This window comes from Nostoc sp. (genome assembly GCF_036919675.1).
Classification (GTDB): Bacteria; Cyanobacteriota; Cyanobacteriia; order Cyanobacteriales; family Nostocaceae; genus Nostoc.
Window position 1 is genome coordinate 1 of the sequence record NZ_JBALCP010000119.1, and the last position, 13166, is coordinate 13166.

At 44.0% G+C, this 13166-nt stretch carries 12 protein-coding genes; 9 read left to right on the plus strand and 3 right to left on the minus strand.

Features of this window, described 5'->3' with window-relative positions; genetic code table 11:
* Nucleotides 1-115: 115 nt before the first annotated feature.
* The 3 genes from V7K49_RS26545 (at nt 116) to V7K49_RS26555 (ending at nt 3617) form a co-directional block, all read left to right on the plus strand.
* Nucleotides 116-733 carry a helix-turn-helix transcriptional regulator gene (locus V7K49_RS26545; protein WP_335208291.1) on the plus strand — a complete coding sequence of 206 codons (618 nt, stop codon included), beginning with the start codon at nt 116-118 and terminating at the stop codon, nt 731-733.
* 108 nt (nt 734-841) lie between these two features.
* Nucleotides 842-1864: an AMIN domain-containing protein gene (locus V7K49_RS26550; protein WP_335208293.1), complete on the plus strand. Its 1023-nt coding sequence runs from the start codon at nt 842-844 to the stop codon at nt 1862-1864.
* Entirely contained in the window at nt 1848-3617 is a 1770-nt protein-coding gene (locus tag V7K49_RS26555) for a TonB-dependent siderophore receptor (RefSeq protein ID WP_335208295.1), read from the plus strand. The genes V7K49_RS26550 and V7K49_RS26555 overlap by 17 nt, the downstream gene beginning before the upstream one ends.
* A 99-nt stretch (nt 3618-3716) precedes the next feature.
* On the opposite strand, the gene V7K49_RS26560 is transcribed toward V7K49_RS26555, so the two are convergent.
* Both V7K49_RS26560 and V7K49_RS26565 read right to left on the minus strand, forming a co-directional pair.
* Nucleotides 3717-4031 (minus strand): hypothetical protein, encoded by a 315-nt coding sequence (locus tag V7K49_RS26560; RefSeq protein WP_335208297.1) that lies wholly within the window; start codon nt 4029-4031, stop codon nt 3717-3719.
* On the minus strand, nt 4031-4366 hold the full coding sequence (locus V7K49_RS26565; protein ID WP_335208341.1) for a DUF433 domain-containing protein: 336 nt from the start codon (nt 4364-4366) through the stop codon (nt 4031-4033). The genes V7K49_RS26560 and V7K49_RS26565 overlap by 1 nt, the downstream gene beginning before the upstream one ends.
* A gap of 63 nt (nt 4367-4429) precedes the next feature.
* On the opposite strand from V7K49_RS26565, the gene V7K49_RS26570 reads away from it, so the two are divergent.
* The 5 genes from V7K49_RS26570 (at nt 4430) to trxA (ending at nt 11196) form a co-directional block, all read left to right on the plus strand.
* A complete protein-coding gene (locus tag V7K49_RS26570) occupies nt 4430-5548 on the plus strand; it encodes a PepSY-associated TM helix domain-containing protein (protein ID WP_335208298.1) in 1119 nt (372 codons plus the stop codon).
* An 873-nt stretch (nt 5549-6421) separates the two neighbouring features.
* Nucleotides 6422-7675 (plus strand): exonuclease SbcCD subunit D, encoded by a 1254-nt coding sequence (locus tag V7K49_RS26575; RefSeq protein ID WP_335208299.1) that lies wholly within the window; start codon nt 6422-6424, stop codon nt 7673-7675.
* Between the two features lie 612 nt (nt 7676-8287).
* Nucleotides 8288-8818, plus strand: coding sequence for a YdcF family protein (locus V7K49_RS26580; RefSeq protein ID WP_334874539.1), 531 nt, complete (start codon nt 8288-8290; stop codon nt 8816-8818).
* Between the two features lie 553 nt (nt 8819-9371).
* Complete coding sequence (locus V7K49_RS26585) at nt 9372-10535, plus strand: GuaB3 family IMP dehydrogenase-related protein (RefSeq protein ID WP_298910068.1); 1164 nt, start codon at nt 9372-9374, stop codon at nt 10533-10535.
* A 337-nt stretch (nt 10536-10872) separates the two neighbouring features.
* Nucleotides 10873-11196 carry a thioredoxin gene (gene trxA / locus V7K49_RS26590; RefSeq protein WP_069070846.1) on the plus strand — a complete coding sequence of 108 codons (324 nt, stop codon included), beginning with the start codon at nt 10873-10875 and terminating at the stop codon, nt 11194-11196.
* Between the two features lie 154 nt (nt 11197-11350).
* Here the strand turns inward: trxA and V7K49_RS26595 are convergent, their stop codons facing one another.
* On the minus strand, nt 11351-11944 hold the full coding sequence (locus tag V7K49_RS26595; RefSeq protein ID WP_273763648.1) for a MarC family protein: 594 nt from the start codon (nt 11942-11944) through the stop codon (nt 11351-11353).
* A 210-nt stretch (nt 11945-12154) separates the two neighbouring features.
* On the opposite strand from V7K49_RS26595, the gene V7K49_RS26600 reads away from it, so the two are divergent.
* A complete protein-coding gene (locus tag V7K49_RS26600; RefSeq protein WP_334726356.1) occupies nt 12155-12967 on the plus strand; it encodes a carbon-nitrogen hydrolase family protein in 813 nt (270 codons plus the stop codon).
* The last annotated feature ends 199 nt before the right edge of the window (nt 12968-13166 follow it).

Consider the following 13166-nt stretch of genomic DNA (forward strand, 5'->3'; position numbering starts at 1 on the left):
AAGAAACCGATACATAGAGGGCAAGGAGCTAAATTAGAAACACTCACTTTTTCTATTCTTAGTACCGCTTAGAGCTTAACCGAACCGTATTGGGAGTGTGTTTATTAATATTCATATGCCACCTGAGCTATTGAGAACCTTTTTCCCAACAGCAGATGGTGAAATTCCTTCCCAGTTCAGCCTACTGACAAAGGGTAATGATTGGCAGACAATGCTACAGCCTAAAAAGACGGCTGCTATCAACTCTGCGGCACAGCAAATCATCAATTGTCCCTATCAAGGAATCACTAAGCGGGTGTTTTTGCAGGCAAGAGTGCCAGAACTGCTCGGGTTGCACTTAAGTTCTATTCTGGTAGATCAAAGTGAACTGCAACCATCACCAGGACTGAAGCCCGAAACTATTACCCGAATTTATCATGCCAGGGAAGTTTTGCTCTGCCGTTTAGAGAATCCACCATCGCTACTGGAATTAGCACAACTGGTGGGGGTGAGCGATCGCACTCTCAAACGTGGGTTTCGACAATTATTTAACACAACAGTATTCGGTTATCTGACTGATAAACGTATGCAACAAGCAGAGCAACTCTTACGCGGTAGTCACTTGACTGTTGCCGAAGTTGCTAATTTAGTTGGTTATGCCCACCTTGGACACTTTGCTGCTGCCTTCAAACACAAGTTTGGTATTACACCGAGTGAATGTTTGTCAGGTAAAAAGTCCCTGACGGGACTATGATCCCTTTTCGGGATAGACCAAACCACGAGTCCCGTTTTAGACTATGCTTCATTGCAATTAATAAATATCTGCAATAAGGTTTTGAATCAAAACTGTGTGAGGAGTGGGATGAAAAATTGGCATAATATCTGTTTTATGCTTGCAGCAAGTGTAGTCGGAATTATCAGCACCCTAGTAACTCAAGCTGCTTGGGCAGAGGCGATACTGGAGAATCGAGATCAATTGTCCCAAAAAGGTATTGAGAGTTTCAATCAACAAGTAAAAGCTTCATATCTTGGCAGGAGCTTTAGAAAGGGGGAAAAGCAGGGCAAAAAAGTCTTGCTTTTGAAAAGGGATTGGGGGGAGCGAAAAATTCGGCAATTGAGCGACTTCAAAACCCCAATCACCAACGCCCAACTATTACTAGTACAAACACTGAACCAAGGAGAGAAACAGGAGGATGAAGTTATACCAATAACGTCTGTGAAAGCCAATCCCACTGACAAAGGCGTGGAGGTGATTTTAGAGACATCTATTGGTACTCAGCTGCAAGTTACAAATCGCAGTGTTGGTAATAATTTTATCGCAGATGTGTCAGGTGTGCAGTTACGTTTAGCTGATGGCAATGCTTTCACATTTCGTTCGGAGAAACCGCTTGCGGGAATTACTCAGATAACAGTAACGAATATTGATGCAAATACTGTGCGAGTCACGGTGGTGGGTGTTGCAGCTATGCCTACGGTTGAGTTATTTGATGATAATGCCGGGCTGGTTTTTGGTATATCAACTGCTGCAACGGCGACTTCTCCACAACAGCCACCCCAAACGCCCCAAACACAGCAGCCACAAAACCAGACACAGCCAACTCAACCATCAGCATCTGGTGATCAGCCAATTGAGTTGGTGGTGACGGGTGAACAAGATGGGTATCGCGTCACAGATGGCTCAACTGCTACTAAAACTGATACGCCCTTGCGTGACATTCCCCAGTCGATTCAGGTGGTACGCCGGCAAGTGCTAGAAGATCAGCAGGTGAGGAACCTGGCTGAAGCCCTCAGAAATGTACCCGGTGTAGCCCAAGGAGCTAATTCATCAACCCGTGGAAGTTTTGATCAACCTGTGATCCGAGGCTTTGGTGCTGGCTGGTGGTGATATCCTGAGAAACGGGTTGAGAGACAGTAATAATATCTATCAAAGTGATACGGCTGATATCGAACGGATTGAAGTGCTCAAAGGACCTGCCTCGGTTCTCTATGGTCAGGGTTCCTTGGGAGGGGTGATTAACTATGTCACCAAACAACCCCTGAGTGAACCATACTACGCGGCAGAAGTCTCTGCTGGCAGCTTCAATTTCTATCGCGGTGTCATAGACCTGACAGGTCCCCTCAATCCCAACAAGACGGTGTTGTATCGTCTTAACCTTGCGGCTCAGACAACAGAAGGTTTCCTTGACTTCTATGATGAACAAAAATACTTTGTAGCCCCTGTGCTCTCCTGGCAAATTAGCGATCGCACCAAGATTACATTCTCCGGCGAATATCAGGTTCGACCCAAAAAGTCTGGTCAGCAGGGGCTTCCCGCTGAGGGGAGTGTCCTACTCAATCCCAATGGCAAAATACCGCGCGATCGCAACGTATCGGAGCCGTTTGGTACAATCGATCAAAGTACCCTTCGTGTTGGGTACGATCTCGAACATCGCTTTAATGATAACTGGCAGCTACGTAACGCTTTTGCATTTACATCGGCTCAACGGTACAAAAATGATGTCGGTGCCGACACCTTAGAGGACGATAAGCATACTCTAACTAGATTCTACAGCTACGGTGTTAATGACGACAGTGTCTATAATCTTGACACGTATGTGGTGGGTAAGTTTGCTACCGGCAGCATTGGGCATCAATTGGTTGCAGGTTTTAATCTCACCAGGCTAAACAGTACTACCAGCAATAATGACCCCCAAATTGCTGCCCTTGATCTGTTCAACCCGGTGTACGGTAGCCAGCCATTCGGTGATGTTGCGATTGATCGGAATTTCCAATCGTCAGATACACTAGGTATTTATGTTCAAGATCAGGTGACACTGGCTGATAATCTGAAACTGCTATTGGGTTTGCGGTTTGATACACTCAACCAAAGCTCAGGGGATGATGATCAGGGTAATATAACGGGACAAACGCAATCTGATCATGCCTTTAGTCCCCGTGTTGGTCTTGTCTATCAACCGATTCCAGCAATTTCGTTGTATGCCAGCGACAGTCGTGCCTTTACGCCAAACAGTGGAACCGCCTTTGATGGCAGTCTATTTGACCCACAGTACGGCACTTCCTATGAAGTTGGCATCAAAGGAGATATCAACAATAGACTTTCTGCGACCCTTGCCTACTACGACCTGACACTCTCCAATGTCTTAACGGATGATCCAGAGCCAGCTCATCTAGGCTACTCCATCCAAACAGGTGAGCAACGCAGCAAGGGGGTTGAATTCAGCATTGGTGGTGAAATTTCCCCAGGATGGAACGTGATTGCGGGCTACGCTTACACGGATATAGAAGTTACCAAAGACACCAATCCTAGTGTGGTAGGTAACATACCGACCAATGTTCCCAAACATAGCTTCAACATCTGGACTTCCTATGAAATTCAATCGGGTGCTCTAAAAGGATTTGGCGTGGGTGCCGGAGTGTTTTTCGTTGGCGATAGACAAGCAGATCCAGACAATACTTACACTTTGCCCAGTTATCTCCGCACCGATGCTGCCATTTTCTATAAACAAGACAGATTCCGGGCAGCGATTAATTTCAAGAATTTGTTTGACGTAGACTATTTTGAATCTATTCGGAACCAGTTGAATGTTTACTATGGCGATCCGTTAGTCGTGCAGGGCACGATTTCGTGGCAGTTTTAGGAGAAGTGAGGAGTAAGGGGGTAAAGGGGTAAAGGAGTAAAGAATGCGCTATCAGGTCAGGGGTAGATATTCAATTCGATCCTGGTATTCATCCTCAAACTAAGTTCCCGCAATAGTAATCAATTCTTCAACGGTTTGCCCAATGCTTTGGTTTGTATCAATCGTGAAAATTCCGGGAACATGGCAACCTGAAGCTAAATGGTTGGCCAAATGTCCTGGCATCGACTTACGGTTGTTCGTCACCAATATAAATCCATTGGTTTGGCACCAAATCAAAATCTCTGGATCTAGGGTGGCTTTAGGGGGTGCATCTAAATCCCCAATAATCCGCACAACCAACTCAGGTTCACGCCGTACAAGTTGGGAACGATATGCCGGATTGAGATGTTCATCCAATAGATACCGGATTGCCATTAGCTTTCCTGTAACTGCTTGGGAGCATTTTCTTCCTGCATCCGCCGAAACCTCATCCTGGCAGGAGAAGGATTTCGCTGCTGTTGTTCGCGCATGGTTCGAGAAAATTCCAACCAATCTGCCAGATACACATCAACCTCTGACCGATGATGCAAGTAATACAAAATCGTGGCGTAAACCTGTTCCAAAGTCACCGTATGAAATTGTTCGGCAATTTCTTCTGGTGTTTTGCAGCGATAGATGTACTCGTAAAGAATGCTCTCAATCCCAATGCGGGTTCCTTTGAGTCGGATGTCATCGGGTGCAAGCACGTTGAAATACTCTTCCAGTTGCATCAAGGAAGACCCCTCAAATGAACATTCCACTTCAATCATAGAAGAACACCGGGAAACTCTACCATGAACGCCAAAACAGTTCGCAATTTTGTATTCAAATTACATCGCTATATTGGCTTAGTCGTGGGAGTACTGTTAATCATCGTTGGCTTAACAGGTAGCTTGCTAGTATTTACTCCTGAAATCGATGAGTTTCTGCTCACTCGTCAAATTGGACACGTCATCCCCTCTGAACAACGAGTTTCCATTGAGTCAGTACTAGATACTGTTAAGGCAGCATACAGCAAAGTGCCAGAACTCAAAGTTCAAACCATCTACACACCAAAAGAACCAGATGCTCCTTATCAACTCAACCTCGAACCCCCACAAGGCGAAACCATAGAAGTCTATGTCAATCCCTACAGTGGTGCAATTATGGGCAGCCGTGTTAGCGATCGCACATTCACGACATTCACCCTTGAACTACATGAACAACTGCTTGCTGGCGAAACTGGAACCCAAATAATGGGGGTAGCCGCACTATTACTCTTTATCCTCAGTATTACAGGTATCATCCTCTGGTCTGGATGGAGAAAACTCATTTCTGGTTTTAAGATCAAATGGAAAAATGCACATCCCAAACGAGTCAACTTTGATATTCATAAAGTAGCAGGGATTATTGCCGCTGTGTTTCTGGCACTAACAGGTTTTACTGGATTCTATTTGAATTTTAGAGGCTTCGTTACACCGATTATTTATGCGATTACTTTCACTCCTAATCCACCTGACCCGGTTTCCCAACCCATTGCTGGCTCAACGGCGTTAAGCCTAACACAATTGCTGCAAAAAGCAGATGCCGCCCTACCAAATACCGTTACCACTGCTGTTTATTTACCTCAAACCCCGGAAGCAGCTATCTATATACGTAAGAAATATTCTCATGAAGAGGCAATCTTAGGTCGTTCAGGTGTGTACCTAGACCAATACACAGGTAAGACTATTCAGATCGAAGATGCACTCAAGAAATCTCTGGGCGACAAAGTTTTAGACTCATTTATACCATTGCATTTTGGTACTTTTGGTGGCTTACCAACACGTATTCTCTACGTCTTTGTGGGACTTGCACCGCTAATCCTGTTTGTTACTGGTTTTGTGATGTGGTGGTATCGCTATCAGGCAAAAACTACTAATAGCGATGTCTGACGACAAGCCGAAGAAGCGTCTACGCTCAATAGAACTGTCACATTCACGCCGCAATTAACTGATAATTAAGATTGCGTACACCGGAGGTGTTACCAAAAGCATTGCATAAACCTGAGTTAGACTTGGTTAGTTCTCAACTCCTTAAAGGAAATTGATTCAGATTCATATCCAGCGAGGTTATTAAATAAGATTAAAGGTGGTGTAACAACGTCAATTTTTTTGGCTTTTTGCTCTTTCGGAAGTCAAGTAGTGGGTTACTGTTACTTGAACCAGCAAGTTTATCCCTCCAATCCTTGATTTTTTGCTGAATTGCAGGATTTATGCGGTTACTCATTCGCTTCCGATTACTAGAAGTTAATCAAAACAGGCTTTTTTTTGATCAGCTGTTCCACAAAAACCAAAGCATAATTAGCACGGGCTTTTCGGCCCACCCACAAGAGTTTGATTTAATTCGATTATGCAATTTAGATGTTCTTAAGTTTACTTTAAGTTTTAAGTAAAGTTTTTCATAAAGTGGAGATTTTTGTCTAAATTTTATAAAATTAATGCTGTAAAGTATACAATTAAAGCAGGGTAAAGACTTAGAATATTGACTACGAATTTTAGATTTTAGATAAAAGATTTTTTGGTTCATGCCCCGCCCCGGACAATTCTTAGAGACGCTAACGCGAACGTCCCGCTGCGCTAACGTGGGCGGAACAAATCCAAAATTCTCAATTTAAAATTCGGCTTGCCCCATACCCAATCTTGCCGGGGTCAATCCAAAATCCAAAATCCAAAATTGATTGACGAGTCATTGGTAAGTTTTAGACATTTAGACAGTTCTCAATAGCTATTTGTCATTAATATGTAGACAAAGAACAAAGGACAAATATGATCAAAATCCTCCACCTCTCCGACATCCACATGGGAAGCGGCTTTTCCCACGGACGAATTAATCCTGTGACTGGATTAAATACACGGTTGGAGGATTTTGTCAACACCCTATCTATATGTATTGACAGAGCGCTGATAGATGCTGTCGATATGGTGATATTTGGTGGTGACGCTTTCCCGGATGCTACACCACCGCCCTATATACAACAAGCTTTTGCCAGCCAGTTTCGCCGTCTCATGGATGCCAATATTCCAACAGTGCTGTTGGTAGGTAACCATGACCAACATTCCCAAGGACAGGGAGGAGCGAGTTTAAATATTTACCGGACTTTGGGAGTGCCAGGATTTGTTGTTGGTGATACATTAACAACTCACCGCATCGAAACCCGCAATGGCAAAGTGCAAGTAATCACCCTCCCTTGGCTAACTCGTTCCACCTTGATGACTCGCCAAGAGACTGAAGGTTTGTGTTTGGCAGAAGTCAACCAACTGTTAACGGAACGCCTGAGAGTTGTCTTGGAAGGGGAAATTCGCCGTCTTGACCCTGATGTGCCAACTGTCCTTCTGGCTCACTTGATGTCTGACAATGCTACCTTGGGCGCAGAACGCTTTTTGGCAGTAGGTAAAGGCTTTACTCTACCCCTATCTTTGCTGACGCGACCTTGTTTTGATTATGTAGCGTTGGGACATGTCCACCGCCACCAAAATCTGAATAAATCCAACAACCCGCCGGTGATTTATCCAGGGAGTATTGAGCGGGTGGATTTTAGTGAAGAAAAAGAAGACAAAGGCTATGTGATGTTAGAACTGGAGCGGGGGAGCGCTGAGTGGGAATTTTGTCCCTTAACAGTTCGGACTTTCCGCACCATTGAAGTGGATGTCTCGAAAGCAGATGATCCCCAGGCAGTATTAATGAAAGCGATCGCCAAATATGATATTCAAGATGCAGTAGTGCGGCTAATTTACAAACTCCGCTCTGAACAGATGGATTTAATTGACAGTTCTTCTCTACATACTGCTTTAAGTGCCGCTCATACCTACACCATTCAAGCAGAATTAGTCAGTCAATTAGCTCGACCCCGGATTCCTGAATTGAGTGCAAGTAGCAGCATCGACCCAATGGAAGCGTTGAAAACTTACTTGAACAACCGCGAAGACCTCAAAGACATAGCAACATCAATGCTGGAGGCTGCACAGAAGTTATTAGCAGATGATGTGGAAGTCTGGCTGGAAGCAGCAACTAGTGAGTAGAATAGATGCTAATTATATTTTCATTTTCTAAGGGTAATGTCTCCTAACAAAGTTGTTTTTAGTTAGGGAGTTCTAAGTAAAAAAATATCCAACTATTTCTTGTGGGATGGAGAGAAGTTAAGCGCCGGCTTCCAGCACTCAGAACTTCGGAGTATCTCGCGATTGGTATCAAGTTAAAGCATCAGCCCAGAATGTCAAGAGACCTTGCAGCGTTGCATCGGTGTCGTTGACAGAACAGCTTTAAGCAAGCCCATAGAGCGCTGATGCTCGAACAGCCAAGGAATGAGTTGTAACTTTGGGTTTTGCAACAGTGGGCGGTTAAAAAAATACAATGTACCACTAAATGGGGTTCTCCAACAAGCTGCTACAACCCTTTGATAGATTGTCCGATACAGGTTAGGATAATCCATCAATTAGAGGAAAACTTCAAGCACGCTTAATCGCGCTGTAACATGAAAACCATTCAAATATAAATTTGGGCAGATTTTTGAGGAGTTTGCTACTCTACATATCAATTGTTGTTTTTTTCTAGCCAGAGAAAATTAGGGACTCAGTAAATAAAGTTATCCAGCCTTGAATAAGCTACTCTTTACAGGTAAATATTTTCGTTTTATGGCTTTTGTCCTACCCTTAATTATCTGGTGGGGATACAAAGAAGTACAAAACCAATTTGTACAGCCGCAAGCAGTTGTAGTGTTAGGTGGTTCAACGAGACATTTAGAGCGAGAGAAGTTTACAGCAAAATTTGTTCGAGAGCATCCAAATATACCAATTTGGATTACTGGAGGTAGTCCACCTAGATTCACCCAACGAGTGTTTACCAAAGCTGGTGTTGATCCCAAACGTTTACACTTGGACTATGAAGCTGTAGATACCGTTACCAATTTTACTACGTTGGTGGATGATTTGCAAGCTCGCGGCATTAAAAGCGTTTATTTGATTACTTCAGACTTCCATATGCGCCGGGCTTGTGTCATCGGCGAAATTATTTTGGGTAGTCGGGGTATTTATTTAAAACCAGTGCCAGTTCCTTCCGAAAAACCTCCTGAATCTATCGAAAAATCTATTCGCGATGGAGCCAGAGCGATACTTTGGTTAGCCACTGGTTACACTGGTGTGGATGCAGCTAAAAATAAACGATAAATCAAACCAATTTTGGATTTTGGACTTTGGCTTACCTCGACTTCGCTACAACTCTTGGAGAGGCTGCGCCAACGACGCCGCTCAGGGCAAGCTCAGGACAAGCTCAGTACAAGTCGTTACAAGTCGCTCAGTCAAACGATTTTGGATAATGGAATTGAAAATCTTCATATTCAGAAGGTTTATCGATTTGAAACAATACAAACTATTCCAATTTGGAATCATTTATAAGAATTTGTATGAGCTTGACCTTAGTCAATACAGGGAAATTAAGAGAACTAATGCCAATCATCTTGACATTAACTTAGTAATAACAGACACATCAAAGTCCAATTATCGAAAAACTAGCGCAACAGTAACCTTCAAACAACACTAACCTTCAAACCAATTAACAACTTTTGCTCATTTGCTTCCTTGGTGCATACTTTGCGTCCACCAAAGTTTTGAGCGACGGCTTGGGTAACTCGAATTTATCTGTGTAGTTCGGAAAAAAAACGTCCCAATCTATCTCACAATTTGATACCCTAGCTTAAACAGATTTGAGAAAAGTTAAAGCGTGGAAATTCAACTTGGGCGGGGAAAAACAGCTCACAGAGCTTACGGAATAGATGAAATTGCTCTAGCCCCCGGTAACAGAACACTAGACCCCAGTTTGGCAGATACTAAGTGGCGTATTGGCAATATTGAGCGAGAAATCCCGATAATTGCCAGTGCAATGGATAGCGTAGTAGATGTTCGCATGGCTGTACGTTTGTCACAGTTAGGAGCATTAGGTGTCCTCAATTTAGAGGGGATTCAAACTCGCTATGCTGACCCAGAGCCAATATTAGATCGGATTGCCTCTGTGGGGAAAGATGAATTTGTTGCCTTGATGCAAGAACTCTATGCCGAACCAATAAAGCCGGAATTAATTGAACAACGTATTCAGGAAATTAAACAACAAGGTGGTATTGCGGCGGTGAGTGCAACTCCAGCCGGTGCAAGTAAATACGGTGAGGCGGTGGCAAAAGCTGGGGCAGATTTATTTTTTGTCCAAGCTACGGTAGTTTCTACTGCACATTTGTCACCAGAGTCTTTAGTACCACTTGATTTAGCAGAATTTTGCCGTTCCATGCCTATCCCCGTAGTATTGGGGAATTGCGTGACTTACGAAGTCACGTTGAATTTGTTGAAAGCTGGGGCGGCTGGGGTACTGGTGGGAATTGGGCCTGGTGCTGCTTGTACGTCTCGTGGCGTGTTGGGTGTGGGTGTGCCACAGGCAACTGCGATCGCTGATTGTGCTGCGGCACGAGATGATTACTACAAGGAAACTGGCAACTATATCCCCGTCATCGCTGATGGCGGTTTAATCACCGGTGGCGACATTTGTAAATGCATCGCCTGTGGTGCTGATGGTGTGATGATTGGTTCCCCCTTTGCCAGAGCCGCCGAAGCCCCAGGACGAGGTTATCATTGGGGTATGGCGACTCCCAGCCCAGTCTTGCCTCGTGGCACCCGCATTCGTGTTGCCACCACTGGTAGCCTAGAGCAAATACTCGTTGGGCCAGCAGGACTAGATGATGGCACTCACAATCTTTTAGGAGCCTTAAAGACGAGTATGGGCACCTTAGGAGCTAAAAATATTAAAGAAATGCAACAAGTGGAAGTTGTGATTGCGCCTTCTTTATTAACTGAGGGTAAAGTTTATCAAAAAGCTCAACAATTAGGTATGGGGAAATAAAGGAGTAGGGAGTAGGGAGATGAAGGAGATGGGGAAGAAATAATAAATGCCCAATGTACAAGTGCCCAATACCTAATTTTGGAATAAATTTTTCCAGGCCCCTAAACAATTGCTGGAAAAATCCGATATGTCGCCTACAATAGAAATAGCGGAGACGCATGTTTCCGTTCACTCCTCACACCACACTCCGCCCGGACTACTGTTCGGGCGGTTCCTTATGTTTATAAATAAATTCTAGAGCTTCTTTGCAAATGTACATCCTCGCACTTCCAAGCTGAGGTTTTTGCTATGGTAGAATTTTCACCAAGTTCAGATATTATTGGCGAAGGTTTTAGGCATGTCAACAGCCGCACAAGTTACCGATTCTAGTTTCAAGCAAGAAGTACTCGACAGCGATGTACCAGTTTTAGTTGACTTTTGGGCACCCTGGTGCGGACCATGCCGTATGGTAGCTCCTGTTGTCGATGAAATCTCCGAACAGTACAAAGGTCAAATTAAGGTCGTAAAAGTCAATACAGATGAAAATCCTAATGTTGCTAGTCAATACGGCATCCGCAGCATTCCCACATTAATGATTTTTAAGGGTGGACAAAAAGTGGATATGGTGGTGGGCGCTGTGCCTAAAACTACATTAGCTTCCACCCTCGAAAAGTATCTTTGAAACTCAATCGGCAATAAAATCCTCTTGAGTTATCCATGTTGTTCTAAGTTTAGGTTAATTTTTATAAACAAGTTTGAGAGGCGCGAATTTCTCGTCTTTCAAACTTATTTACATTTCTATACAGTTTGCGATCGCGAATAATTTTAGGAGTTTTCTAGCTCAAAAACAACTCCCTAATTCCCGTACTACCAATTTCCACTGCTAGCGCCGCCAACAAAAAACCCAAAAGTTGAGTCACAATTATTCCACCTTCTGCACCAATCCACTGGTCGATCAGATTTGCTAAACGCAAAATCAACCAAGTGATAAACATCGCCCCTAAGATACCCACCGCCACAGCAATATGCGGACTCTGTGATTTCGACATCAGCAACATCACCGTTGTCAAAGTCCCCGGTCCCGCTAGCAGTGGTAAAGCTAGTGGAGTAATTGCGACATCGCGTCCTTCCTCAATAATCGGCTGATCTAATTCTCCCCGCAGCATTTGCAAAGCAATTAACAGCAACAATAGTCCTCCTGCTATTCGCAAAGAGCCGATACTGATTTCCAAATAATTTAAAATTACTTGCCCTGCAAAGGCAAATAGCAAAAGAACTGCGATCGCAATGATAATTGCTTTATCTATAACTTTGTTTCTTTGGTCTGGCATCATGCCCTTAGTCAAAACTAAAACAATTGGTATATTGCCCACAGCATCTGCCAGGACAAACACAGCGATAAATGTTTGAATGAGAATAGGAATATCCACAGCGGGTAGTTTTGATCAGGGTTTAATCACAACCTAATCTTAATCTTGATCAGTTTGCTAGAATCCAGAGGAATATTAAGATCAGCAATAAAACAAGTCTATTAAAGAAAATCTTCGCTAACACATTTCTAATTAAATTCCACAAATGTTTAACTAGCGATATATTTTGATAATCTATCTTCCATAAATCAACTGTTCGTTGTTGAACCTATGAAATCTTATTTAGCCGCCGCTATTCAATTGACCAGTGTGCCAGATTTACAGAAAAATTTGGCCCAGGCAGAAGAATTAATCGAGCTTGCCGTGCGTCAAGGTGCTGAATTGGTAGGTTTGCCAGAAAACTTTTCCTATATGGGAGAAGAAAAAGACAAACTCGCCCAAGGGGATGCGATCGCTCTTGAAAGTGAAAAATTTCTGAAAAAAATGGCTCAACGCTTTCAAATTACAATCTTGGGCGGCAGCTTTCCACTTCCTGTAGACAATACAGGCAAAGTTTATAACACCACTCTACTTATCGACCCGAACGGTCAAGAACTTGCCCGCTACTATAAAGTACATCTATTTGATGTTGATGTCCCTGACGGGAACACCTATCGTGAATCCAGCACTGTTGTGGCTGGCACGCAACTACCCCCCGTCTATTTCTCAGAAAAACTCGGTAATTTAGGACTTTCTATTTGTTATGATGTCCGCTTCCCTGAACTGTACCGTCATCTAGCAGATAAGGGAGCTGATGTTATCTTTATTCCCGCTGCCTTTACCGCCTTTACTGGCAAAGACCACTGGCAAGTACTACTACAAGCCAGAGCTATCGAAAATACCGCTTACGTCATTGCTCCTGCCCAAGCAGGCAATAACTACGCCCGCCGTCTAACCCACGGACACGCCGTCATTATCGACCCTTGGGGCGTAATTTTAGCCGATGCTGGGGAAAAGCCGGGAATTGCGATCGCACAAATCAAGCCCACTAGGCTCGAACAAGTCCGCCGTCAAATGCCCTCTTTACAACATCGAGTATTTTAGGTGCTAGAAGGCGGATGAGGAAGCATACTTCGACTTCCTTCCCTACGCGACGCTGCGCGAACGGCTCCTTTCGGCAACTCTTGGAGATGCTCTTGCTAGCAAGATCCCCATAGGGGTATGCTCAAGGCAATACTTCGGCTGCGCCCTTCTCTACGAGAGGCTGCGCCTTAAGCGAAGCTATGCCGCAGGCTTTACGACG

What these genes read in the sequence shown, in the direction of transcription:
- V7K49_RS26565 (WP_335208341.1), bottom strand. Translation starts at nt 4,366, where the DNA reads ATGCAACTGGAAGAGTATTTCAACGTGCTTGCACCCGATGACATCCGA.
- V7K49_RS26600 (WP_334726356.1), top strand. Translation starts at nt 12,155, where the DNA reads ATGAAATCTTATTTAGCCGCCGCTATTCAATTGACCAGTGTGCCAGAT.
- V7K49_RS26580 (WP_334874539.1), top strand. Translation starts at nt 8,288, where the DNA reads ATGGCTTTTGTCCTACCCTTAATTATCTGGTGGGGATACAAAGAAGTA.
- V7K49_RS26570 (WP_335208298.1), top strand. Translation starts at nt 4,430, where the DNA reads ATGAACGCCAAAACAGTTCGCAATTTTGTATTCAAATTACATCGCTAT.
- V7K49_RS26575 (WP_335208299.1), top strand. Translation starts at nt 6,422, where the DNA reads ATGATCAAAATCCTCCACCTCTCCGACATCCACATGGGAAGCGGCTTT.
- V7K49_RS26560 (WP_335208297.1), bottom strand. Translation starts at nt 4,031, where the DNA reads ATGGCAATCCGGTATCTATTGGATGAACATCTCAATCCGGCATATCGT.
- V7K49_RS26545 (WP_335208291.1), top strand. Translation starts at nt 116, where the DNA reads ATGCCACCTGAGCTATTGAGAACCTTTTTCCCAACAGCAGATGGTGAA.
- trxA (WP_069070846.1), top strand. Translation starts at nt 10,873, where the DNA reads ATGTCAACAGCCGCACAAGTTACCGATTCTAGTTTCAAGCAAGAAGTA.
- V7K49_RS26550 (WP_335208293.1), top strand. Translation starts at nt 842, where the DNA reads ATGAAAAATTGGCATAATATCTGTTTTATGCTTGCAGCAAGTGTAGTC.